8 protein-coding genes and 1 pseudogene are annotated in these 26,225 nt (G+C 60.2%); 3 read left to right on the top strand and 6 right to left on the bottom strand.

Annotated elements, in window-relative coordinates; translation table 11 throughout:
- Positions 1-21 precede the first annotated feature (21 nt).
- The 6 genes and pseudogenes from ACYZTR_RS01730 to ACYZTR_RS01705 form a co-directional block, all read right to left on the bottom strand.
- On the bottom strand, positions 22-1,557 hold the full coding sequence (locus ACYZTR_RS01730) for an MFS transporter (RefSeq protein WP_461975944.1): 1,536 nt from the start codon (positions 1,555-1,557) through the stop codon (positions 22-24).
- A 148-nt stretch (positions 1,558-1,705) separates the two neighbouring features.
- Positions 1,706-2,626 (bottom strand): LysR family transcriptional regulator, encoded by a 921-nt coding sequence (locus ACYZTR_RS01725; protein ID WP_461975942.1) that lies wholly within the window; start codon positions 2,624-2,626, stop codon positions 1,706-1,708.
- Between the two features lie 42 nt (positions 2,627-2,668).
- Positions 2,669-3,397 (bottom strand): annotated as a pseudogene (locus tag ACYZTR_RS01720) (ABC transporter permease).
- Positions 3,398-3,698: 301 nt separating this feature from the next.
- Positions 3,699-5,066, bottom strand: coding sequence for an HlyD family type I secretion periplasmic adaptor subunit (locus ACYZTR_RS01715; protein ID WP_461975940.1), 1,368 nt, complete (start codon positions 5,064-5,066; stop codon positions 3,699-3,701).
- Positions 5,056-7,212 (bottom strand): type I secretion system permease/ATPase, encoded by a 2,157-nt coding sequence (locus ACYZTR_RS01710; protein ID WP_461975938.1) that lies wholly within the window; start codon positions 7,210-7,212, stop codon positions 5,056-5,058. The genes ACYZTR_RS01715 and ACYZTR_RS01710 overlap by 11 nt, the downstream gene beginning before the upstream one ends.
- A 42-nt stretch (positions 7,213-7,254) precedes the next feature.
- The gene (locus tag ACYZTR_RS01705) at positions 7,255-8,607 is read right to left on the bottom strand and encodes a TolC family outer membrane protein (protein ID WP_461975936.1); all 1,353 of its coding nucleotides are present in this window, start codon (positions 8,605-8,607) and stop codon (positions 7,255-7,257) included.
- Between the two features lie 358 nt (positions 8,608-8,965).
- Here ACYZTR_RS01705 and ACYZTR_RS01700 point away from each other — a divergent pair, with 358 nt between their 5' ends.
- The 3 genes from ACYZTR_RS01700 to ACYZTR_RS01690 all read left to right on the top strand — a co-directional run bounded on the left by ACYZTR_RS01700 (position 8,966) and on the right by ACYZTR_RS01690 (position 26,198).
- Positions 8,966-24,274, top strand: a complete 15,309-nt coding sequence (locus tag ACYZTR_RS01700) for a LapA family giant adhesin (RefSeq protein ID WP_461975934.1) — start codon at positions 8,966-8,968, stop codon at positions 24,272-24,274.
- Positions 24,275-24,422: 148 nt separating this feature from the next.
- Complete coding sequence (locus ACYZTR_RS01695) at positions 24,423-24,761, top strand: tryptophan synthase subunit beta (RefSeq protein ID WP_129439553.1); 339 nt, start codon at positions 24,423-24,425, stop codon at positions 24,759-24,761.
- Between the two features lie 70 nt (positions 24,762-24,831).
- Positions 24,832-26,198 (top strand): IS3 family transposase gene (locus tag ACYZTR_RS01690; RefSeq protein WP_461972659.1). Its coding sequence is split into 2 segments (ribosomal slippage): positions 24,832-25,312 and positions 25,312-26,198, totalling 1,368 coding nucleotides; the frame shifts between segments, so codons are not numbered across the junction.
- Positions 26,199-26,225 lie beyond the last annotated feature (27 nt).

The raw sequence follows: 26,225 nt of genomic DNA, 5'->3' as shown, positions 1-26,225 counted from the left end.
CCTTCTGTTTCAGCGAAGCATTCAAGTCGGCGCGCGCGGCGGGTAGATCCGCGTTGGCAGCCAGAAAATCAGCAGGATCAGCGCCAATGCGACGCCGGCCATGCACAGATAAAGATCCGATGCCGTCAGCACCACGGCCTGCTCATGCAGTCGGTGAGCAAGGCCCGCGCTGTCGCTGTCGACCAGGAGTGAATTGCCAAGGTTGTCCACCAGCATCATTGAGTGGAAATGCAACCTTGAGGTGGTCAACGCCTCTAGCACGCCGGTGGCGATCACCGCCGCCAAGCCTTTTACGGTGTTGAACCAGGCCGAAGCGAAGGGCCCTTCCATCGGGCTGATGCTGCCGGTAGCGAGCATCAACAGCGGCAGCACCGCCATCGGCTGACCGAAGATTTGCAGCAGTTGCAGCACGTAAAAGTCATCGCGAATCCACACCGACGTCAGTTGCGAACCACCGATGCAGGACAGCGTCAGCATGCTCAGACCGATCCCCAACACCCAGCGACAATCGACCCAGCGCAGGTTGCACAGCGCCGCCACCAACGGCAGCGCGATCAATTGTGGCAATGCCGCCAACAGCATGATCGGCGCGGTCTGAACCGGGCGATAACCCTGCACCTGCGCCAGGTAGCTGGACGGAATGATGATCACCGCCAGCAGCACCACCAGCACCCCGGCCAGGGTCAGCAAGGCGAACGACAGGTTGCGGATGCCGAGCATCTGCATCTTGAAAAACGGAACCGGTTGCGACCATTCGTTGATCAGGAACAGCACCAACAGCAACAACCCACCCCCGAGCAATCCGCAGATCAGGCTCGACTCCAACCAGTCCAGCCGATTGCCTTGCAAAATGCCGATCACCAGCATGCAGATCGCCGGAAAACCCAGCAGCAAACCGCGCCAGTTGAATTGCTTGAAGCGTTCCAGGCGCAGGGGGTCCTGGGGCAAACCATAAGCCACCGCCGCCATAGCGATGAGGCAAGGCGCGATGATTTGCCAGAAGGTCCATTGCCAGCCGACGTATTCCGTCCATAACCCGGCCAGCGGAGTGCCCAGCCCTGGGCCGAAGGTCGCGGTCAGGGCATAACCGGCCAGACCATAAAGCTTCACGTTGGCCGGTAAAAAGCGCAGCGCGACAGTCATCAGCATCGGCGGCAACGCGCCGCCCGCCAGGCCTTGCAAGATGCGCATGGCCAGCAGGCTTTCATAGTTTGGAGCGAACGGGCACAACACGCCCAACAGGGTGAATGCGCTGATGGCGCAGAGGGTGAACCGTCGCAGCGAGAACGTCACCGAGCACCATGGCGCGAAAGCCATGGCGGCCACCGAGGTCGCGGTATAACTGGCAACCAGCCAGGTGCCTTCGTCGTAGCCGATGGCCAACGCGCCGCGGATGTCGGCAAGGGCGACCTTGGTCACCATTTCGTTAAGCCCCGACACCAGCACCACCAGCAACACACCTACCAGGCCGATGATGATCCGCGGATCAAAGACCGGTGGCGTAACGGCGGCCGGGCTGGCCGCGCCGAGAGGTGCGGTGACCGTGAGGGAAGTCATTACTGCAAGCTCCGGAGGGTGAATACCGAAGCATTTTAGGAAGCGCGGGACCTTACGAAAATTGACTTAACAGAAGCTTATAAGTGCGCCCCGCGCAGCAATTTGATCGTTCCCCACGCTCTGCGTGGGAATGATAATGTGATCAACTTCAGGTGGGTTGTGCAGCCAACCACGTTTCGTCGCAGCAACTCTTGAGTGTTTCACGCAACCAGCGGTGCGCCGGGTCTTTGTCGAAGCGTGGGTGCCAGGACTGGGTCAGCATCAGGGTCGGCAGCGGAATCGGCAGAGTGAAGGAACGCAGCTTCAGGCCCAGGCGCTGGACGCTCAGCAATGCCTCCTTGGGCACCGGCAGAATCAAATCGGAATCAGGCAAGGCAAACATCGCCGCGTGGAAACTCGGCGCAATCACTGCCACCCGCCGCTCCAGCCCCAAAGCATTGAGTGCGGTATCGATCGGACCACGGGCGATGCCGCGACGGGACATGCTGATATGGGAAAACCCAGCGTAACGCTCGGCCGTGATCTCTTCGTCGAACAGTGGATGGTCTTCGCGAACCAGCCCCACAAAGTGTGTAGAGAACAGATTCTGAATCTTCACTTCCGGGGTCAACGGCCGAGTATTGCTGATGCTCAGATCGATCCGCCCTTCGCGCAGCGCCTCATCATCGCCATCGCCTTCCGGCACAAAGCGCAGCTCGCAGTGCGGCGCCTGGCGATCCAGAGTGTCGAACAGTTTCCCACCGTAAACACCGACGAAAAAGTCATTGGCCCGAATGTTGAACCGACGGCGCAACGTGCCCAACTCCACCGCATCGGCCGAGCGAAACAACAGCGCGGCCTGCTCCACCACGTCTCGCACCTGCTCGCGCAACGCCAGCGCCTTGGGCGTCGGTACCAGACCGCGACCGGCGCGCACCAGAATCGGATCGCCGATGGCCTCGCGAATTCGCGTCAGCGTCCGGCTCATGGCCGCCGGGCTGAGGTTCATGCGTCGTGCGGCGCCCACCACACTGCCCTCGTCGAGCAAGGCATCGAGGGCGACCAACAGGTTCATGTCCGGGAGTTGCATGCTGAGCACTCATGTCTGATCTGGATTGATGCAGACGCAATGCTAGCAGATCAAACATCGATCAACGCTGCATCCCCACCGCTTCACCGTCACCCGCTCCAACGAATCAAACACCAGGTTCTCCACCAACAACCCAATCAAGATCACGACCGCCAACCCGGCAAACACCTTGTCGTTGTACAGCTCGTTACGGTTCTGGAAGATGTACCAGCCCAAGCCACCCTTGCCGCTGGTGGCGCCGAACACCAGTTCGGCGGCGATCAGCGTGCGCCAGGCAAAGGCCCAGCCAATTTTCAGTCCGGCGAGAATCGATGGCAGCGCTGCCGGGATCAGGATGAACAGCACGAAACGCATGCCTTTCAAAATCCACAACAGCGCCAGCGGCAACAGCGCAATCGCCGGCAGCGGGTTGAACATCGAGGTCAGCGTACTCAGCAGCTCACGACCGAACTGCGTCGACACCGCCAGGGTGGTCAGAGCAAACGCCAAAACGATGCCGATCAGGTAGCCCTTGAGCAACACCACCAGCGAAATTCACACCTTGCCCAGCAACTCGCCACTGAGCAGACCGTCAAACAGCGCACTGCCGGTTTGCAGAAAACTTGGCAGCAACAGGTCGTTGTTCTGAACGCGGGCAACCACCTCCCACAGCACCGCGAGTAAAATCAGGATCAGGCTTTTGCGCACCCAGCCCTGTTGCCAGAGGCCCTGACCAAGCGGTAATTCACGCTCCAGCGATGTTCGCGGCGCTTGGGGAAGCCGTTGCTGCAGACATAATCACTCCCACGCACGGCACGCTCAAAGGCGCGCGCGTCGATCAAGAAACTCACGGAGGTCCCGTGCTGGTTCGTGTCGTGCGGCGCGCCGATGGGTCGGCAGGTACGCAGGAGGATGACTTTATAGATATAAAAACTGAAATTTAAATACCGATAGCGAATAACTGGCTTTTCCCTAACACCTATTATTCCCACGCTCCTGCGTGGGAATACATCCCGTGACGCTCTGCATCACAGAGGACGCGGAGCGTCCATGGCGGCGTTCCCACGCAGAGCGTGGGAACGATCAGTCAGGCTTACCGCTCGTGCAACGCCTCGGCCCGCGCCCGAATAATCGGTTTCAGCAGATAGCTCAGCACGGTCTTCTTGCCGGTAATGATATCCACCGAAGCCACCATCCCCGGGATGATCAGCAACGGCTTTTCATCCGTCCCCAAGTGGCTGCGATCAGTACGCAATTTGATGATGTAGTAGGTGGTTTTCTTGTCTTCGTCGGTGAGGGTGTCGGCACCGATCTGCTCAAGCCTGGCTTTGAGCCCACCATAAATGGTGTAGTCGTACGCCGTGAACTTGACCGTCGCCTCTTGCCCCGGATGCAGGAAGGCGATGTCTTGCGGGCGAACTTTCGCCTCAACCAGCAAGGTGTCGTCCAGCGGCACGATTTCCACCAGGTCGCTGCCCGGCTGGATCACGCCACCGATAGTGTTCACCAGCAATTTGTTGACAATACCGCGCACCGGCGATGTCACCAGCGTCCGGCTGACCCGGTCTTCCAGCGCCTTGCCGGTGGCCTGGGCCTTGTTCAGATCAGTGCGTGCTTCGTTGAGTTGAGTCAGTGCTTCGCTGCGGAACTTGCCACGAGTCTCGTCGATCTTGCGCTGCACTTCCTTGATCGCCGATTGGGCGCGAGGAATGGCCAGGGTAGTCGCGTCCAGTTGCCCGCGGGTTTCAACCTCGGCACGCTTGAGTCGCAGCACTTCAACCGGCGATACCGCGCCCTGGGCCACCAACGGCTCGGACATGTTGATTTCCTGACGCTGCAACGCGAGACCGTTACGGTACTGCGACTGCTTGGAGGTGAACTCGCGCAGCTCTTGCTGACGCTGGATCAACTGCTCCTCCAAACCACCAATTTCATCGTGCAGCTGCTGACGGCGACTGATGTACAACGACTCTTCGCTGGCCGCCTGACCGGGTACGGCCTTCAGCACGTCAGCGGGGAAGTTCAGCGGACGGTCATCGACTTCCGCACTCAAGCGCTCTACTCGCAGCAGCATGGACAGCCGATCGGCTTCGGTTTCACCGACGTTGGAGGCGAACCGCGTGTCGTCCAGGCGAATCAGCGGCGCGCCAGCTTCAACGATCTGCCCCTCGGACACGAACAACTCGGAGACGATACCGCCCTCAAGATTCTGGATTTTCTGGATCTTGGACGATGGAATGGCCTTGCCGTCGCCCTTGGTGACTTCGTCGATTACGGCGAAGTTGGCCCAGAGCATCAGGAACACGAAGAAGCCGATGATCGCCCAGATGGTCAGCCGCACCACACGTGGGGCGTCTTCGATCAGCGCTTTGTTGACCTCAGGAAGTGGCTGGCCCTGCAGCGAATCGGAGCCTTTGAAGTAACGACCGATCGAATTCTTGAAACCCGACTTAAGCAACACTGATCTGCCCCTTCTTCAACGCTTCCATCACAGTGGCTTTCGGACCGTCGGCGAGAATCTGCCCGCGGTCGACGACAATCAGACGATCCACCAGCGACAACAGCGAAGCCCGGTGCGTCACCAGCACCACGGTCTTGTTTTCAACCACCGCCGCGAGGCGTTGCTTGAGCCTTTCTTCACCGGTGTTGTCCATGGCGCTGGTCGGCTCATCGAGCAGCAGGATCGGCGGGTTGAGCAACAACGCTCGGGCCAGGGCAACGTTCTGACGCTGACCGCCAGACAGGTTCTGCCCACGCTCGCCGACTTGCAGCTCATAACCTTGCGGGTGCAGACGGGCGAATTCGTGGACGCCGGCCAACTCGGCAGCTTGCAGCACCATTTCGTCTTCTACATAGCGCGCACCCGACACCAGGTTGTCGCGCAGGGTCCCGGCGAGCAGCTGGATGTCCTGAGCCACGTAGCCGATGTTGTGGCGCAATTCGCTGACGTCGATCTGGCGGATATCGACGCCATCCACCAACAGCGCGCCGTCATCCGGCTGGTAGAGGCCTACGAGCAGTTTGGCCAGGGAGCTTTTACCCGAGCCGCTGCGACCGATGATGCCGATCTTCTCGCCGGGCTTGATGATCAGGTTGATGTTCTTCAGTGCCGCGTTCTGTTGGTTCGGGTAAGTGAAGTTCATCTGCCGGCACTCAATGGCGCCTTGCAGCACCTTGCGACTCAGTGGACGCTCTTCGAAATTGCGCTCTTGCGGCAGCTCCATCATCTGATCGACCGAAGTCATGGTCACCCGCGCTTGCTGGTAGCGGGTCAGCAGGCCAGACAGCGAGGCCAGCGGGCTGAGCGCGCGGCCGCTGAGCATGTAGCAGGCGATCAAACCGCCCATGCTCAGGTGACCGTCGATGATCTGGTACACGCCGAAGACGATCATGATCACCCCGGCCAGCTGCTGGATCAGCAAGGTGATGTTCATCGCCAGACCGGAGAGCATTTTCACCCGCAACTCGAGGCGGCTGAGGGTGCCGATGGTTTGCTCCCACTGGTACTGGCGTTCGCTTTCGGCGTTGTTGACCTTCACTGCATCGAGGCCGGCGAGGGTTTCGATCAGGCTCGACTGACGCTCGGCGCCCAGGGCCATGGTCCGTTCCATCGTCGCCACCAGCGGTTTCTGCAACGCATAGCCGATCAGCAAGGCAATCGGGAACGCCAGCACCGGAATCCACACCAGATGCCCGCCGAGAATGGCGATGACCATGAAGATCAGCAACGTGAACGGCAGGTCGATCAGGCTGGTGAGGGTCAGCGAGGCGAGAAAGTCCCGCAGGCTCTGAAACTCGTGGATGTTTTGGGCAAAGCTGCCGACCCGCGCCGGGCGGTACTTCATGGCCATGCCGACGATGCGCTCGAACAACGTGGCGGAGATGATCAGGTCGGTTTTCTTCCCGGCCAGGTCCAGACAGAGGCTGCGCAGGCTCTTGAGAATCAAGTCGAACAGGTAAGCCCCGGTGATGCCGATGGCCAACACCCACAGGGTCGATTCGGCCTGGTTCGGCACGACGCGGTCGTAAACGTTCATCACGAACAGCGGCGCGGCCATGGCAATGATGTTGATCAGGAAACTGGCGGCGATGGCGTCGGCGTACAGCCAGCGCGAACGCTTGAGGGTGTCGCGGAACCACGAGCGCGCGCGCGGGATCAGTGTGCCGTGATTGACGTCGTATTTGTGCTGGGGCTGAGCGAAGAACACTTTGCCGATGTAGTCATCGGCCAGCAGTTCGCGGCTGACAACGCTTTCGCCGCCATCGCTTTCGCTGAGCAGCAGCCGCGCCTGGTCGTCACCTAGCCAACCGAGCAGGACGGCACTGCGACCATCCTTGAGCAGCAACAGCGCCGGCATGGCAATCGCCGGGATCTGCTCCAGTTTGCGTACCAGCACCCGCCCTTGCAGGCCGGCACGAGCAGCCGCGCGCGGTAGCAGTTCAACACTCAGACGCTGCTTGGGCAAAGGCAGGCCGGTGGTCAACATCGCAGCGCTGGCCGGTTTTTGATGCAAGGTGCAGAGAGCCAGCAAGCCGTCCAGTAACGGATCGTCATGCAGCGCGCGTGGATCATGAATGAGTTGAACTCGACTGACTTCTGATTCCACGCTCGGCACTCTTGGCTAACAATTGAACAATGAAGGTTCTGCTCAATTCATACCGGGCAATTGAACCTTCGGCTTCACGTCGTTTTGCACAACGGATGCCAACGGTGCGACCACTCCCTGGCTCTTGAGCAACTCGCCCATGGTCGCCTTGATTCGGTATTGAGTAAATAACTGAATGTTCTTGATATCCGCCAAGCGACGAGAAGCCGAGAACAACTCATTTTCGCTGTCGAGCAGGTCGAGCAACGTGCGCTCGCCGAGACCGAACTGCTTCTGATAGGCGGTGCGCACGCGGGTGCTGTGATCGACATACTGCTGGGCGATCGGCACTTGGGCATTGGCGTTGTTCAAGGCGTTCCAGGCCAGACCCAGCTCTTCGTTCAACACGCGCAAGGCGTTGTTGCGAATATCCAGTGCCTGGTTGGACAGGTAGGACTTGGCTTCCAGATCAGCCTTGTTGCTACCGCCGGCATACAGATTGAAGCGCATGCGCAACATGGCCTGCCATTCATTGCTGTGACCGTTCTGGCCGTCGAGATCATTGTCGGCACTGCGACCCAATTCGGCATCGAAGCGCGGGTAGAAGCTCGACTTGGCGGCGGCGTACTGTTTCTCGGCAGCGGCAATGTCAGACTCGGCGGAACGCAGGGTCGGGCTGTTTTCCAGCATCTGCGCCCGGGCTTCATTCAGGTTGGCCGGCAACAGCGCCATAAAATCGGCAGGACGCTCCAGCTGATCGGGCATCTGGCCGACGGCGCTGAGGAAGTTGGTTTCGGCGTCGGCCAGGTTGGTCTGCTCGGTGATCAGGTTGTTGCGGGCCTGAGCCATACGCGCTTCGGCCTGATCGAGGTCGGCGCCGCTGCCCACGCCGCGCTGGGTGCGCAGTTTGATCTGGTCGAAAATCCGTTCGTGGCTCTTCAGGTTGTCGGTCGCCAGGCGCACGAACTCACGGCGGGTCAGTACATCGAGATACACCTGCGCGACGGTGAGCGCGGTGCGTTCGGACGTGCCCAGCAAAGAATAAGCGCGGGAGTTAACGTTGGCTTGTTGACGCCCCACTTCACTCGACGTCGCAAAACCGTCAAAAACCATTTGCGACAACCGCACACTCGACTCGCTACGGTTCAGGGTTTCCCAGTGATTGTTGTTGCCGGCGGCACGCGTGGTGACGCTGTCAGTGCCTTCGCGACCATAACCGCCCAGCAGATCGACCCGTGGGAGGTATCCACCTTTTGCTGCCTTTAACTGATAATCCGCGGCCAATCGACTATTAACGCCTGCCTGGATTTCCGGATGGACATCCAGTGCCTGTTGCATGGCCTCCGGAAGGGTCTGCGCCTGAACAAAACTGGCGGCAAGGGCGAAGGGTAAAGCCTTGAACAGGTGCAAACGCATTATTGGAAATTCCCGGAATTGCTTGCCTTGAATCACTGCAGAACGTGCCGCAGCATCGGATGATGACAACCGGAATGACCGTGTGTCGGAAAGTTGAATTTTGCAACTGTTTCACACTCTGCGGAGCGGGTCGGCGCCGAAATATCAATGTGACATTACGGGGGCGAGTGTTTAGGATGACGTGCACAAGGTCAATAGATTGGCATAAAGTTTATACCGAAAAAATATAGCCAATTTGTTGACGAAGAACCGCGTCAAAGTTGTGCCTCTAATACTTTGAAAGTACATCCAGACTGAGCGCGCCAACCGCTCTCAGGTCCATGGACGTCTACTGAATGTGACACCCGGAGAGTCTTCAATGAGCAGTGTTGTGGCCATCGTCAAAAGCATTGTCGGTCAGGTTTTCGCTGTGTCCCCAGAGGGCGTGCGCCGCGTACTCGTTGAAGGCGATCGGTTGTTTGTCGGCGATCAGGTAGACACTGGCGCAGCAGGTGCTGTCACGCTTGAACTGGCTGACGGCCGGACCCTGGACCTGGGTCGCGACACTCAATGGAGCGGCGGCGACCCGGATTCCAGCACTGACCTTGCACAAGCCACTGCACAAGCCGCGCCATCGGTTGAAGAGCTGCAGCAAGCCATCGTTGCCGGCGCCGACCCGACCACCGATCTTGAAGCCACCGCGGCCGGCCCGACAGCTGCCGGCACAGGCGGCGCGGCAGGTAGCGGTCACAGCTTCGTGATGCTGGATGCAACCGCTGGCCGGGTTGATCCGACCATTGGTTTCCCGACTGCGGGCATCGGCACTGCCGCTTTGGCTGCACAGAACACCATCGGCGGCCAGACTGCCGATACCAGCGCCAACGTGCAGCGCGAATCGACCCTGACCTTGAGCGCCACGCCGACCATCACCGAGGCCGGTGGCGTGCTGGTTTACACCGCGACGCTGAGCCAGGCCCCGCTGACGGACCTGACCATCACCCTGTCCAACGGCTCGGTGATCGTGATCCAGGCCGGCCAATTGACCGGTACCGTCAACGTTCCGCTCGCGCCGAACGACACCGCCTATAACGACCCGACCCAGATCAACGTGACCGTCACCGGCACCGCTGGCGGGAGCGGCATTATCGTCACCGCGCCGACGACCCCGGCCGTGACTCAGGTCACTGACACCGTTGATACCACCACGGTCACTCTGACCGCCGGCGCCAACGTTACCGAAGGCGGCCCGATCACCTACACCGCGACCTTGACCAACCCGGCCCAGACGCCGGTCACCATCACGTTGTCCAACGGCTCGATCATCACCATCGACGCCGGTAACACGACCGGCAGCGTGAATGTGCCGACACCGGCCAACGATGCCTATAACAACGGCAGCACGGTCACCACCACCATTACCGGTGCCACCGGCGGCAACTTTGAAAACCTGGTGCCAAACCCGGCTCCGGCCGTGACCACCATTACCGATTCGCCGGACACCACCACCGTCACACTGACGGCGGGTTCGACGGTCACCGAAGGCGGCCAGATCACTTACACCGCCACCTTGACCAACCCGGCTCAAACGCCGGTCACTGTCACCCTGTCCAACGGCTCGACCATCACCATCGACGCCGGTAAAACCACCGGCACCGTGAACGTCGACACCCCGGCCAATGACGTTTATCAGAACGGCAGCACCGTTAGCACAACGATCACTGGCGCCACCGGCGGCAATTTCGAGAACCTGGTGCCGAGCACCGCGCCAGCGGTCACCACCATTACCGACTCGGCCGACAACACTGGCTTGAGCCTCACCGCCACGGGCACCGTCGTCGAAGGCGGCCAGATCACCTATACAGCGACACTGACCAACCCGGCCGGCACGCCGATGACTGTGACCTTGAGCAATGGCTCGGTCATCACCATCGAAGCGGGCAAGACCACCGGCAGTGTAACCGTCGACACCGCAGCCAATGACGTCTACAACAATGGCAGCACCGTCAGCACCACCATCACCGGAACCGGCGGCGGCAATTTCGAGCAGCTGACCCCGAGCACCGAGCCGGCGCTGACCACGATCACCGATTCGAAAGACAACACTGGCCTGAGCCTTACCGCCACTGGCACCGTCGTCGAAGGCGGTCAGATCACCTACACCGCGACACTGACCAACCCGGCCGGCACGCCAGTCACCGTGACACTTTCGAACGGCGCGGTCATCACCATTGCTGCCAACGCGACCACTGGCAGCGTGACCGTCGACACCGCAGCCAATGACGTCTACAACAATGGCAGCACCGTCAGTACCACCATCACCGGAACCACCGGCGGTAATTTCGAGCAACTGACCCCGAGCACCGAACCGGCGCTGACCACGATCACCGATTCGAAAGACAACACTGGCCTGAGCCTGTCGGCGTCCACCGAAGTGGCCGAGGGCGGTCAGATTGTATACACCGCGACCCTGACCAATCCGGCCAGCACGCCAGTTACCGTGACCCTTTCGAACGGCGCGGTGATCACCATTGCCGCCGACGCGACCACTGGCAGCGTGACCGTCCCGGCACCGAAAGACGACGTTTACAAAGACGCCGGCAAAGTCGAAGCGACCATCACGGACGCCAGCGGCGGCAACTTCGAAAACCTGGTCACCAGCCCGGCAGCTGCGGTCACGGAAGTGACTGACACCCTCAATACCTCGACAGTCAGTCTGACCGCCGACGGCACTGTGGCCGAGGGCGGCACCGTGGTTTACACCGCATCCGTCACCGCGCCAGTGACCGGTTCGCCGGTTGTTGTGACCCTGTCCAACGGCCAGACCATCACCATTGCGGTTGGCGCCAGCAGTGGCAGCGTCAATTTCATCGCGCCAAACGACGCCTTGGCTGGCGGCGGTTCCTTGAGCGTGAAAATTGACGACGCCAAGGGCGGCAACTTCGAAAAACTGGAAGTCGACGGCAAGCCTGCGAATACCTCGGTGACGGACACGGCGGACACCACGACTATCAGCCTCAGCGCGACTGAGTCGGTCGCTGAAGGTGGTTCGATCGTTTACACCGCCACCCTGACCAACGCTGCCGGCACTCCCGTGACCGTGACATTGAGCAACGGCGCGGTGATTACCATCGCCGCCAACGCTACCAGCGGCTCCGTCACCGTCGAGGCACCGAAAGACGACGTCTACAAAGACGCCGGCAAAGTCGAAGCGACCATCACGGACGCCAGCGGCGGCAACTTCGAAAACCTGGTCACCAGCCCGGCAGCTGCGGTCACGGAAGTGACTGACACCCTCAATACCTCGACAGTCAGTCTGACGGCCAACGGCACTGTGGCTGAAGGCGGCACCGTGGTTTACACCGCGTCCGTCACCGCGCCAGTGACCGGTTCGCCGGTTGTGGTGACCCTGTCCAACGGTCAAACCATCACCATTGCGGTTGGCGCCAGCAGTGGCAGCGTCAACTTCATCGCGCCAAACGACGCCTTGGCTGGCGGCGGTTCCTTGAGCGTGAAAATTAACGACGCCAAGGGCGGTAACTTCGAAAAACTGGAAGTTGACGGCAAGCCTGCGAATACCTCGGTGACGGATTCTGCCGACACCACGACTATCAGCCTCAGCGCGACTGACTCGGTTGCTGAAGGTGGTTCGATCGTCTACACCGCTACCCTGACCAACGCTGCCGGCACTCCGGTTACCGTGACATTGAGCAACGGCGCGGTGATCACCATCGCCGCCAACGCTACCAGCGGCTCCGTCGCCGTCGAGGCACCGAAAGACGACGTCTACAAAGACGCCGGCAAAGTCGAAGCAACCATCAAAGATGCCACCGGCGGCAACTTCGAAAACCTGGTCACCAGCCCGGCAGCTGCGGTCACCGAAGTGACTGACACGATCAATACGTCGACGGTCAGCCTGACGGCCAACGGCACTGTAGCCGAAGGCGGGACCGTGGTTTACACCGCGTCCGTCACCGCGCCAGTGGCCGGTTCGCCGGTTGTGGTGACCCTGTCCAACGGTCAAACCATCACCATTCCGGTCGGTTCGAGCAGCGCCAGCGTGAACTTTGTTGCGCCAAACGACGCCTTGGCTGGCGGCGGTTCCTTGAGTGTGAAAATTGACGACGCCAAGGGCGGCAACTACGAGAAGCTGGAAGTCGACGGCAAGCCTGCGAATACCTCGGTGACGGACACGGCGGACACCACGACTATCAGCCTCAGCGCGACTGACTCGGTTGCTGAAGGTGGTTCGATCGTCTACACCGCTACCCTGACCAACGCTGCCGGCACTCCGGTTACCGTGACATTGAGCAACGGCGCGGTGATCACCATCGCCGCCAACGCTACCAGCGGCTCCGTCGCCGTCGAGGCACCGAAAGACGACGTCTACAAAGACGCCGGCAAAGTCGAAGCAACCATCAAAGATGCCACCGGCGGCAACTTCGAAAACCTGGTCACCAGCCCGGCAGCTGCGGTCACGGAAGTGACTGACACCCTCAATACCTCGACAGTCAGTCTGACGGCCAACGGCACTGTGGCTGAAGGCGGCACCGTGGTTTACACCGCGTCCGTCACCGCGCCAGTGACCGGTTCGCCGGTTGTTGTGACCTTGTCCAACGGCCAGACCATCACCATTGCGGTTGGCGCCAGCAGTGGCAGCGTCAATTTCATCGCGCCAAACGACGCCTTGGCTGGCGGCGGTTCCTTGAGCGTGAAAATTGACGACGCCAAGGGCGGCAACTTCGAAAAACTGGAAGTCGACGGCAAGCCTGCGAATACCTCGGTGACGGACACGGCGGACACCACGACTATCAGCCTCAGCGCGACTGAGTCGGTCGCTGAAGGTGGCTCGATCGTTTACACCGCGACGCTGACCAACGCTGCCGGCACTCCCGTGACCGTGACATTGAGCAACGGCGCGGTGATTACCATCGCCGCCAACGCTACCAGCGGCTCCGTCACCGTCGAGGCACCGAAAGACGACGTCTACAAAGACGCCGGCAAAGTCGAAGCAACCATCAAAGATGCCACCGGCGGCAACTTCGAAAACCTGGTCACCAGCCCGGCAGCTGCGGTCACGGAAGTGACTGACACCCTCAATACCTCGACAGTCAGTCTGACCGCCGACGGCACTGTGGCCGAGGGCGGCACCGTGGTTTACACCGCATCCGTCACCGCGCCAGTGACCGGTTCGCCGGTTGTTGTGACCCTGTCCAACGGCCAGACCATCACCATTGCGGTTGGCGCCAGCAGTGGCAGCGTCAATTTCATCGCGCCAAACGACGCCTTGGCTGGCGGCGGTTCCTTGAGCGTGAAAATTGACGACGCCAAGGGCGGCAACTTCGAAAAACTGGAAGTCGACGGCAAGCCTGCGAATACCTCGGTGACGGACACGGCGGACACCACGACTATCAGCCTCAGCGCGACTGAGTCGGTCGCTGAAGGTGGTTCGATCGTTTACACCGCCACCCTGACCAACGCTGCCGGCACTCCCGTGACCGTGACATTGAGCAACGGCGCGGTGATTACCATCGCCGCCAACGCTACCAGCGGCTCCGTCACCGTCGAGGCACCGAAAGACGACGTCTACAAAGACGCCGGCAAAATCGAAGCGACCATCACGGACGCCACCGGCGGCAACTTCGAAAACCTGGTCACCAGCCCGGCGGCTGCGGTCACCGAAGTGACTGACACCCTCAATACCTCGACAGTCAGTCTGACCGCCGACGGCACTGTGGCCGAAGGCGGCACCGTGGTTTACACCGCGTCCGTCACCGCGCCAGTGACCGGTTCGCCGGTTGTTGTGACCTTGTCCAACGGTCAGACCATCACCATTGGCATTGGCAAAAGCAGCGGCACGGTCAATGCCGTGGTTTCGAACGATGTACTCAGCGGCCATGCGCCGTTGACCAACTCGATCACCAAAGTCAGCGGCGGCAACTACGAAAACCTGGTCGCCGATAAAACCCCGGTCAGCACCAGCGTGACCGACACCGTCGACACCACCACCCTGTCGCTGAGCGCCACTGGCAACGTCAAAGAAGGTGGCCAGATCACCTACACCGCCACCCTGACCCATGCCGCCGGCACCCCAGTGACCGTGACGTTGAGCAACGGCGCGACCATCACCATTGATGCCGGCAAAACCACCGGCACGGTGAAAGTCGACGCGCCGAAAGACGACGTCTACAAGGACGCCGGCAAAGTCGAAGCGACCATCAAGGACGCCAGCGGCGGCAACTTTGAAAACCTGGTCACCAGCCCGACCCCGGCCGTGACCAACGTCGCCGACACAATCAACACGACGCACCTGACGCTCAGCGCTGAAAAAACTGTGCTGGAAGGCTCGCACATCACCTACACCGCGACCCTCACCAACGCCGCGCAAACGCCGGTGACCGTCAAGCTGAGCAACGGCGAGACCATCACCATCGAAGCCGGCAAAACCAGCGGTTCGGTCACCATCGCGACGCCAAGCGATGACGTCTACAAAGATGCCGGCAAGCTCACCGTGACGATGACTGATGCCAGCGGTGGCAACTTCGAAAAACTCGACATCAGCAAGGCGTCAGTGAGCACCACCGTCAAAGACACGGTCGACTCGACGTCCCTGTCCCTGTCGGCCAGCCACACCGTCAGCGAAGGTGACCAGATCACCTACACCGCCACCCTGAACAACCCGACAGACACGGCCATGACCGTGAAGTTGAGCAATGGCGCAGTGATCAACATCGCCGCTGGCGCCACCACCGGTTCGGTCAACTTCGCCGCTCCGGCGAACAGCCCGTACATCGACGGCGGAAAAGTTCAGGCTACGATCGCCAGCCAGAGCGGCGGCAACTTTGAAAAAGTCGTCGTCAATCATGCGCCGGCGGTCACCACGGTCACCGATTCTGCCGACACCACTGGCCTGAGTCTGAGCGCCACCGGTTCGGTCGCCGAGGGTGGTTCGATCGTCTACACCGCGACCCTGACCAATGCCGCCGGCACCGCGATGACCGTGACGTTGAACAACGGTGCGGTGATCCACATTGCCAAGGGCGCCACCACCGGTTCGGTCAACTTCGCCGCACCCAAGGATGACGTCTACAAAGACGCCGGAAAAGTTGAAGCCAGCATCACGAAGACCACCGGCGGCAACTTCGAAAACCTGGTGGCCGACAAGACGCCAGCGGTCACCGACGTGACCGACACCATCAACAACAGCACCGTGGCCCTGACTGCCACAGCCAGCACGGTCGAAGGCGGCACGGTGGTTTACACCGCTTCGGTCAATGCGCCAGTGACCGGCTCGCCGGTTGTGGTGACCTTGTCCAACGGCCAGACGATCACCATTGCGGTCGGATCGAGCAGCGCCAGCGTGAACTTTACTGCGCCGAACGATGCACTGGCTGGCGGCGGTTCGCTGAGCGTCAAAATCGACGGCACCACCGGTGGTAACTACGAAAACCTGGTGGCGAATCAAACCCCGGCAGTCACTTCAGTGACCGACGTTAAAGACACCACCACTGCTAGCTTGACCGCTACCGGTTCCGTGGCTGAAGGCGGCTCGATTGTCTACTCCGCGACGCTGACTCACGCTGCCGGCACACCGGTCACCGTGAACCTGTCGAATGGCGCAGTGATCACCATCGCGGCGGGCGCGACTGTCGGCTCCGTGACGGTCAAGGCACCTGCCGATGACGTCTACAAAGATGCCGGTAAAGTTGAAGCGACCATCAAGAGCGCCAGCGGCGGCAACTTTGAGAACCTGGTCACCAGCCCGGCAGTGGCGGTCACGGAGGTGACTGACACGATCAATACGTCGACGGTCAGTCTGACCGCGACATCCACCGTCGCTGAAGGCAGCACCGTGGTTTACACCGCGTCCGTCACCGCCCCAGTGACCGGTTCGCCGGTCGTCGTAACCTTGTCCAACGGCCAGACCATCACCATTCCGATCGGCGCCAGCAGCGCCAGCGTGAACTTCACCGCGCCAAACGACGCCTTGGCTGGCGGCGGTTCCCTGAGCGTCAAAATCAACGACGCCAAGGGTGGCAATTACGAGAAGCTGGACGTCGACGGCAAGTCGGCGAACACCTCGATTACTGACGCCGCAGACATCACCACCGTTAGCCTGGCTGCTACAGGTTCCGTGGCGGAAGGCGGCCACATTACCTACACCGCGACACTGACCAACGCAGCCGGCACTCCGGTCACTGTGACGCTGAGCAACGGCGCCGTCATCACCATCGCAGCGGGTAAAACCTCTGGATTTGTGACCGTCGACGCACCGAAAGACGACGTCTACAAAGACGCGGGCAAAGTCGAAGCCACCATCAAGGATGCCAGCGGCGGTAACTTCGAAAACCTGGTGACCAGCCCGGCAGCGGCAGTCACTGCAGTGACTGACACGATCAATATGTCGACGGTCAGCCTGACCGCAACGCCCGCCATTGCTGAGGGCGGCAACGTGGTGTACACCGCTTCTGTGACCTCGACGGTCACCGGCAAGGACGTGGTCGTCACCCTGGCCAACGGTGAAAAAATCACCATCCCGGTCGGTGAAAGCACGGCCTCGATCACCGTTAAAGCCCCGAATGATGCATTGGTTGGCCACGAGCCGCTGACCAACGCCATCAAGGGTGTGACCGGCGGCAACTACGAGAAACTGGTCGCCGACAAGACCCCAACCTCCACCGCCATCAGCGACACCCTGGACACCACCAAAGTGACCATGACCGCCAGCGGTCAGGTGCTTGAAGGCGGCAACATCACCTACACCGCCAACCTGACGAATGCGGCCGGCACCGACATGACTGTCAAGTTGAGCAACGGCGAAAGCATCGTGATCAAGGCCGGCGACAAGTCGGGCTCCATTACTGTTCCTGCACCGGCCGATGACGTCTACAAGGACGGCAGCAAAATCACTGTCGGCATCGACAGCACCAGTGGCGGCAACTTCGAAAAGCTCGACGTCAGCAAAACCGCGCACACCACCACCGTCAAAGACACCGTCGACACCACCACGCTGAAACTCAGTGCAGACGTGAGCACCGTCGGCGAAGGTGGTCAGATTACCTACACCGCGACCCTGAACCACCCAACCGACACGGCGATGACCGTGACCCTGAATAACGGTCTGGTGATCAACATCAAAGCGGGCGAGTCCAGCGGCTCCGCGCCTTATACCGTACCGAATAACGTCTATACCGGCGCAGCTGACGTCAGTACCGCGATCAAGGAAACCACCGGCGGCAACTTCGAAAAGCTGGACACCGATCGCTCGCCCGTCGTCTCCAAAGTCACCGATGCCGCCGACACCACCAGCCTGATCTTGAGCGCTACCGGCTCGGTTCAGGAAGGTGGGCAGATCGTCTACACCGCGACGCTGTCCCATGCCGCCGGCAGCAACATGACCGTGAAGCTGAGCAACGGCGCGACCATCACCATCCTCAAGGATGCAGTGTCCGGCCATGTCAGCGTGGCCGCACCGAAAGACGACGTCTATAAAGATGCCGGCAAAGTCGAAGCGACCATCACGGACGCCAGCGGCGGCAACTTCGAGAACCTGGTTACCAGCGCTGCCCCGGCAGTGACCGACGTGACTGACACGATCAACACGTCGACCGTCAGTCTGACCGCCGACGGCACTGTGGCTGAAGGCGGCACCGTGGTTTACACCGCGTCCGTGTCTGCTGAAGTCACCGGTTCGCCGGTCGTTGTGACCTTGTCCAACGGCCAGACCATCACCATTCCGGTCGGTTCGAGCAGCGCCAGCGTGAACTTCACTGCGCCAAACGACGCCTTGGCGGGCGGCGGTTCCTTGAGCGTGAAGATTGACGACGCCAAGGGCGGCAACTTCGAAAAACTGGAAGTCGACGGTAAGTCGGCAGACACCTCGGTGACGGATTCTGCCGACACCACGACAGTCAGCCTCAGCGCGACTGAGGCGGTCGCTGAAGGCGGTTCGATCGTTTACACCGCGAACCTGACCCACGCTGCCGGTACTCCGGTTACCGTGACATTGAGCAACGGCGCAGTGATCACCATCGACGCCGGCAAAACCACCGGCACCGCGACCGTCGATGCGCCGAAAGACGATGCTTACATCGACGCCGGCAAAGTCAGCGCCACGATCAGCACGGCTACCGGCGGCAACTTCGAGAACCTGGTACCGAGTACGGTTCCGGCAGTGACCGAGGTCACTGACACCCTCGATACCTCGACCGTGACTTTGAAAGCCACCGAGTCGGCCGCTGAAGGTGGCACCGTCACCTACACCGCGACCGTCGGCACGCCGGTAACCGGTTCGCCAGTGACTGTGTCTCTGGCCAACGGCCAAACGATCACCATCGAAGTCGGCAAAACCACTGGCACCGTAACGGCCATCGCACCCAACGACGCGTTGACCGGTCACACTCCGCTGACCAACTCGATCACCAACGTCAGTGGCGGTAACTACGAAAACCTGGTCGCCGACAAAACACCGGTCAGCACCACTGTGACCGATACCACCGACACCACCAACCTGACTCTGAGCGCCAGCAACTCGGTCGCTGAAGGTGGTTCGATCGTTTACACCGCGAACCTGACCCACGCTGCCGGCACGCCTGTGACCGTGACATTGAGCAACGGCGCGGTGATCACCATCGACGCCGGCAAAACCACCGGCACCGCGACCGTCGATGCGCCGAAAGACGATGCTTACATCGACGCCGGCAAAGTCAGCGCCACGATCAGCACGGCTACCGGCGGCAACTTCGAGAACCTGGTACCGAGTACGGTTCCGGCAGTGACCGAGGTCACCGACACCCTCGATACCTCGACCGTGACTTTGAAAGCCACCGAGTCGGCCGCTGAAGGTGGCACCGTCACCTACACCGCGACCGTCGGCGCAGCAGTAACTGGCAGCCCGGTCACCGTGTCGTTGGCCAACGGCCAAACGATCACCATCGAAGTCGGCAAAACCACGGGCACCGTAACGGCCATCGCACCCAACGACGCGTTGACCGGTCACACTCCGCTGACCAACTCGATCACCAACGTCAGTGGCGGTAACTACGAAAACCTGGTCGCCGACAAAACACCGGTCAGCACCACTGTGACCGACACCGTCGACACCACCAATCTGTCCTTGAGCGCCACCAACTCGGTCGCCGAAGGTGGTTCGATCGTTTACACCGCGAACCTGACCCACGCTGCCGGCACGCCTGTGACCGTGACATTGAGCAACGGCGCGGTGATCACCATCGACGCCGGCAAAACCACCGGCACCGCGACCGTCGATGCGCCGAAAGACGATGCTTACATCGACGCCGGCAAAGTCAGCGCCACGATCAGCACGGCTACCGGCGGCAACTTCGAGAACCTGGTACCGAGTACGGTTCCGGCAGTGACCGAGGTCACCGACACCCTCGATACCTCGACCGTGACTTTGAAAGCCACCGAGTCGGCCGCTGAAGGTGGCACCGTCACCTACACCGCGACCGTCGGCACGCCGGTAACCGGTTCGCCAGTGACTGTGTCTCTGGTCAACGGCCAAACGATCACCATCGAAGTCGGCAAAACCACTGGCACCGTAACGGCCATCGCACCCAACGACGCGTTGACCGGTCACACTCCGCTGACCAACTCGATCACCAACGTCAGTGGCGGTAACTACGAAAATCTGGTCGCCGACAAAACACCGGTCAGCACCACTGTGACCGACACCGTCGACACCACCAATCTGTCCTTGAGCGCCACCAACTCGGTCGCCGAAGGCGGTTCGATCGTTTACACCGCGAACCTGACCCACGCTGCCGGTACTCCGGTTACCGTGACATTGAGCAACGGCGCAGTGATCACCATCGACGCCGGCAAAACCACCGGCACCGCGACCGTCGATGCGCCGAAAGACGATGCTTACATCGACGCCGGCAAGATCAGCGCCACGATCAGCACGGCTACCGGCGGCAACTTCGAGAACCTGGTACCGAGTACGGTTCCGGCAGTGACCGAGGTCACTGACACCATCGACAAGACCGAAGTCAGCATCAGCGGCAGCACCTCGGTAACCGAAGGCCAGGCCGCCAGCTACACCGTCAGCCTGAATAACCCGGCGCAGACCGAAGTCACCCTGAAAATCACCTACAGCGGCACCGCCGCCGACGGTTCGGACTTCACCGGCGTATACACCGTGAAAATTCCGGCGGGCGGTAGCACTGCAAGCTTCAGCGTCGCGACCCTGGACGACAGGATCACCGAAGGCACTGAAAATTTCGTGGTCAAGATAGACTCGGCTACCGGTGGTAACTTCGAGAACCTGGCGATCAGTGCGTCCAACGGCAGCGTCAGCACCTCGATCATCGACAACGACGCGCCGCCGGTGCTCGACCTGGATGCCAACAACTCCAGCGGTGCCACCGGTGCCAACTACAACGTGACGTTCACCGAAGGCACCACCGGCCAAGGCGTATCGATCGGCGACACCGACCTGAAAATCACCGACCCGGACAGCACCCTGCTGACCGGCGCGACGATCGTGCTGACCAACCGTCAGGATGGCGATGCGCTGAACCTGGGCGACAGCGTCAACGGCATCACCATCAATGCCACCAGCACGAATGGCACGGTCACGCTGACCCTGTCCGGCAACGCGACACTTGCCGACTACATGCAGCAGATCAAGAACATCAGCTTCACCAACAGTAGTGAAAACCCGAGCAGCGTGCCGCGGATCATCACCGTGACGGTGACCGATGGCAGCAACTACTCCAACACCGCGACCACTACCGTCAACGTAGTCGGCGTGAACGATGCACCGACCGCCGCACCGGTTAACGTCACCGGGACCGAAGACACCCCGCTGATCCTTGGCTGGTCGACCTTCGGCGTCAGTGATGTCGACAGCGCCGCCGCCAACCTGGGGGTGAAAATCACTCAACTGCCGGGCGAAGGTAAATTGCAGTTCCTGGCCACTGACGGCAAGACCTGGACCGATGTAGCGAACAACCAGACGTTCACCAAGGCTGATATCGACGCTGGCAAGTTGCGCTTCCTGCCGGATGCCAACGAGTCCGGCAGCAACGGCTACAACGCCGGCCTGGGTAACAAACTGGCGGACTACGCACAGATCCAATTCCAGCCAACCGACGGCTCGCTGCTGGGCAACACCGGCACGATCAAAATCGACATCACGCCAGTGGCCGACGCGCCTTCCCTGAGCGTTGCGGACAACAGCGTCAAATCCACCGGGCTGATCAAAGAAGTCTGGACCGGCCTGTCGGGCCTCGGCACCGATGGCAGCGGCGCGTCTTCGGGCACGCTGAAAAGCGTCATCGACGGCGCGGGTAAACCGAACTCCAGTGGCACGGTGGCCAACGTGCAGTCCGACGGCAGCGTCGCGGCTGGCACTGCGTCGAAAACCTCCGGCCTGATCTACCTCGAAGCAGGCAAGACTTACACCTTCAGCGGCACCGGCGATGACAGCCTGTTGGTGACCATCGGCGGCAAGAACGTCGCGGCCATCACGTGGGGCGCGGGCGGCAAGCTGAACGGTTCGTTTATCCCGTCCACCAGCGGCTACTACACGCTGGACATTTACCACCACAACCAGAACGGTCCAGGCAACTATGACGTCAACCTGTCGGTCAACGGCAGTGCCGCGGTCGACCTGAGCAGCGCCGGCGTGCCGCTGTACACTGGCGTGGCGGACCTTGTCGCTTCCGGCGTGACGGTGTCCGATTTGCACGGCACCAGCGGCGAAGGCTACTACGAAGGCTACAAACTCAATGAAGCCGCGGAAGGCACCAGCGTTCACCTGTCTACTATTAAGACGGCCCTGACCGATATCGACGGCTCGGAAAGCCTGAGCGTGAAAATCAGCGGCATTCCGGCAGGTTCGGTGCTCACCGATGGTGCAGGGCACACGTTCACCACCAGCGCGACGTCCGGCGAAGCCAACGTCACGGGCTGGAACCTCGGGGCCCTGACCGTCACTCCGCCGCCGTACTACAACGGCCAGTTCAACCTGACCGTAACCTCGACCTCCACCGAATCGCTCGGCGGTTCGGCGCAAAGCACCGCGACGATCCCTGTCACGGTTTACCCGGCGGTCTACAACGCCGCCACCGCCACGGCGGCTGACGACACCATCAGCGGCACTGACGCCAACGACATCATAGTCGCCGACATCGGCGGGCTGACCGTGGTGCCGGGCACCAACTACAACATTGCGTTCATGGTCGACAGCTCGGGCAGTATGAGCCCCTCGTCGGTCAGCTCAGCCAAGGACTCGCTGACGTCGGTGTTCAACACCCTCAAGCAGAGCATGGGCGGCAACTCGGGGACGGTGAACATCTTCCTGGCGGACTTCGATGCCCAGGTCAACAAGTCGGTGTCGGTCAACCTGAACGATCCGAATGCCCTGATCCTGCTCAAAGCGGTACTGGATTCGATGGCTTCCGGCGGCGGTACCAACTACGAGGACGTGTTCAAAACCACGGCCAACTGGTTCCAGAGCGCCGATGCCGTTGCCAACAAGGGTGCGACGAACCTCACGTACTTCATCACCGATGGCAAACCGACTTACTACCAGAGTGATGAATCGACCAACCCGAATCTGTATAACGGCGCCAAACTCGACAGCGTAATCACCACCAGCAATTACCAGTTGGGCAAAGCGATCAGCCTGTACCCGGACAGCAACCACCAGATCGATATCACCGCTTCGGGCAACGTCACAGTCTGGACCAAGTCCGGCAACAACTGGTCGTATAAAGACTTCGGCACACTGCACGCCCAAGGCGATGGTACGTATGAGTTCTCGTCCCGCGACGGCGACGGCAGCAGCACCGGCTCCAACGCTATCGACAACTCCACCGACAGCTTCGCGCTGCTGAGCAAGGTCTCGACGGTAGAAGCCATCGGCATAAATAAAGACGTCACCCTTGCCGATCTGAAGCCGTACGACTCGGATAAAACACCGCAAACCAACATCGACCCGAAAGACCTGGCCAACTCGATCATCGGGCACACCGAAGCGACGATGCCTGGCGCCGACACGGTCAATGGCGGCGACGGCAACGACATCCTGTTCGGCGACCTGGTGAGCTTCAACGGCGTCGCCGGCGAGGGTTATCAGGCCATGCAAGCGTTCGTCGCCCAGCAAACCGGCGTAGATGTCAGCAAAGTCACCACCAGCAACGTGCACCAGTTCATCACCGAGCACTACACCGCGTTCGATGTGTCCGGGGCGCATGACGGTAATGACTCGCTGCTGGGCGGTGCCGGCAATGACATTCTCTTCGGCCAGGGTGGCAACGACCTCCTCGACGCCGGCAAGGGCAATGACATCTTGCTCGGCGGTACCGGTAACGACACGCTGATCGGCGGCTTGGGCGCCGACACCTTCGTCTGGAAGGCTGGCGACACCGGCAGCGACGTGATCAAGGACTTCAAGGCCAGTGAAGGTGATCGCATCGACTTGCGCGATCTGCTGCAGGGCGAAACCGGCAGCACCATCGACAACTTCCTGAAGGTCACCACCGTGGACGGCGTTTCGTCCCTGCAAGTCAGCTCCGCCGGCAAGTTCAACGGCGCCGACGCCGCAGCCGCTGCACCGGATGTGACGATCAAACTGGAAGGCAACAACTGGTCCACCGCCAACATTCACTCGTTGATTGCTGGCAGTGACCCAACCATCAAAATCGATCACAACAACAGCTGATCTAACGAATAACGGCCGCCCTTATGGGGCGGCCGTGACGTTTGCGCCGATCAACCCGGTGACGATTTCGTCGCTGCACCGCATACTCGCGTCCAGTTGGCCTATGCTGCTGACAGCATGACGCTGGTCCATTTCCGAGGGATGCTCAATGTTCTACGTGCAACGCGATGCGCAAGGTCAGTTAGTGCGCGTGGAAGCTGCGGCCTACGCCGAGGCCACGGAAACGCTGCCGGCCGACCACCATGAAATCCAGGCCTGGTACGCCAACGAGGTAGTGGAAACCAGCCTCAAACAGCTCAAGCAGAGCGACCTGGAAATGATCCGGGTACTCGACGACTTGATTCAAGTGTTAACCAGTAAAGGCGTAATCCGCGTTACCGACCTGCCGGCCGCCGCCCAGGCCAAGCTGATGGACCGGTCACACGCCCGTGAGGCGTTGGGTGGCTTGAGTCAATTGATCGATGATGATGAGACGGGGTTGATCTAACTTCCCACGCTGATCGTTCCCACGCTCTGGTCTGCACCCCAAAAGTTGGACACAACTGATGGGGTGTTTCATGGGTAAGTACACTGTTCAAGCAAAGTTATCAGCGGTACAGGATTACTGTTCCGGCAAAGCGGGATTTAGAGAGGTCGCGCATCGTCACAACGTTGATTTTTCGTCGTTGCGTCAGTGGGTCGCGGCCTACCAAGTGCACGGTGCTGCGGCGCTAGAAGCAAAAAAGGTGCAGCACTACAGCGTTGAATTCAGGTTGTCGGTTCTGAAGCGTATGCGTGAAGAACGGCTTTCCTATCGCCAAGTCGCGGCATTGTTCGATATCCGTAGATTCAGCATCGTCGGCGATTGGCAGCGCCGCTATGATGGGGGCGATGAAAATGCGTTGCTAATCCAACCCAGACGTATCGGACCTGTAAGAAAAATGCCCAAACCGCCCGAACCTGCCCTGCCTCAGTTACCTGATGAATCCCGTAGTCGGGATGAGCTGATTGCGGAACTGAATCAACTTCGGCTGGAAAATGACTATCTAAAAAAGCTGGACGCCTTGGTTCAAAAGAAACGAGCAGCGCAAGAGAACAAGCGCAAATCGTAATCGAACTGAGGCAGCGGCACTCTCTTGATGGTTTGTTAAAAGTGGCAGGATTGGCGCGCAGCACGTTTTATTATCAGCAGAAAGTACTTCAAGCAGCTGATAAGTATGCGGATCTGAAAGCCAAGATACGTGAGGTCTTCGACGCAGACGAAGGCAAGCTTGGCTATCGCCGCGTGACGCTGGCAGTTCGCAAGGATGGTTACGTAATCAGCTACAAGACCGTCCAGCGCCTCATGGCTGAGCTTGGTCTTAGATGCCGCGTGAGTGTGAAGAAGTATCGTGCCTATAAAGGAGAAGTTGGCCGAGCGGCGCCAAATCTTTTGAACCGCGATTTTAACGCCTCACAGCCCAATCAAAAGTGGGTAACTGACGTCACGGAATTTAAAGTGAGCGGGCAGAAGCTTTATCTTTCGCCCATCCTGGACCTGTACAACGGCGAAATCATTTCCTACGATATCGCAAAGCGGCCGTTGTTCAGCATGGTTGGGACAATGCTTAGCGAAGCTTTTAAGCGACTCAAATCAGATGAAAAGCCCATTCTGCATTCAGACCAGGGCTGGCAGTACCGGATGCCCATTTATGGTCAGCTTCTCAAAGAACATTCGGTCACACCGAGCATGTCGCGCAAAGGCAACTGTTACGATAACGCGGCGATGGAGAGCTTCTTTGGCACGCTCAAATCTGAATTTTTTTACCTGAAAAAATTCGAAAATGTCGACGAGCTTCACGCTGGTTTGGTGGATTACATCCACTATTACAATCATCGTCGCATAAAGCTGAAACTAAACGGACTGAGCCCTGTTGAATACAGGACTCAGTCCGTTCAGGTATAGGTCCACAATCGTCCAACTTTTTGGGGT

Source organism: Pseudomonas sp. Hz4, from assembly GCF_054898165.1.
This window is presented reverse-complemented; position numbering and strand designations above follow the sequence as displayed.

Coding starts and splice junctions, on each gene's coding strand:
- ACYZTR_RS01730 (WP_461975944.1), bottom strand. CDS start 1,557: ATGACTTCCCTCACGGTCACCGCACCTCTCGGCGCGGCCAGCCCGGCC.
- ACYZTR_RS01725 (WP_461975942.1), bottom strand. CDS start 2,626: ATGCAACTCCCGGACATGAACCTGTTGGTCGCCCTCGATGCCTTGCTC.
- ACYZTR_RS01705 (WP_461975936.1), bottom strand. CDS start 8,607: ATGCGTTTGCACCTGTTCAAGGCTTTACCCTTCGCCCTTGCCGCCAGT.
- ACYZTR_RS01700 (WP_461975934.1), top strand. CDS start 8,966: ATGAGCAGTGTTGTGGCCATCGTCAAAAGCATTGTCGGTCAGGTTTTC.
- ACYZTR_RS01695 (WP_129439553.1), top strand. CDS start 24,423: ATGTTCTACGTGCAACGCGATGCGCAAGGTCAGTTAGTGCGCGTGGAA.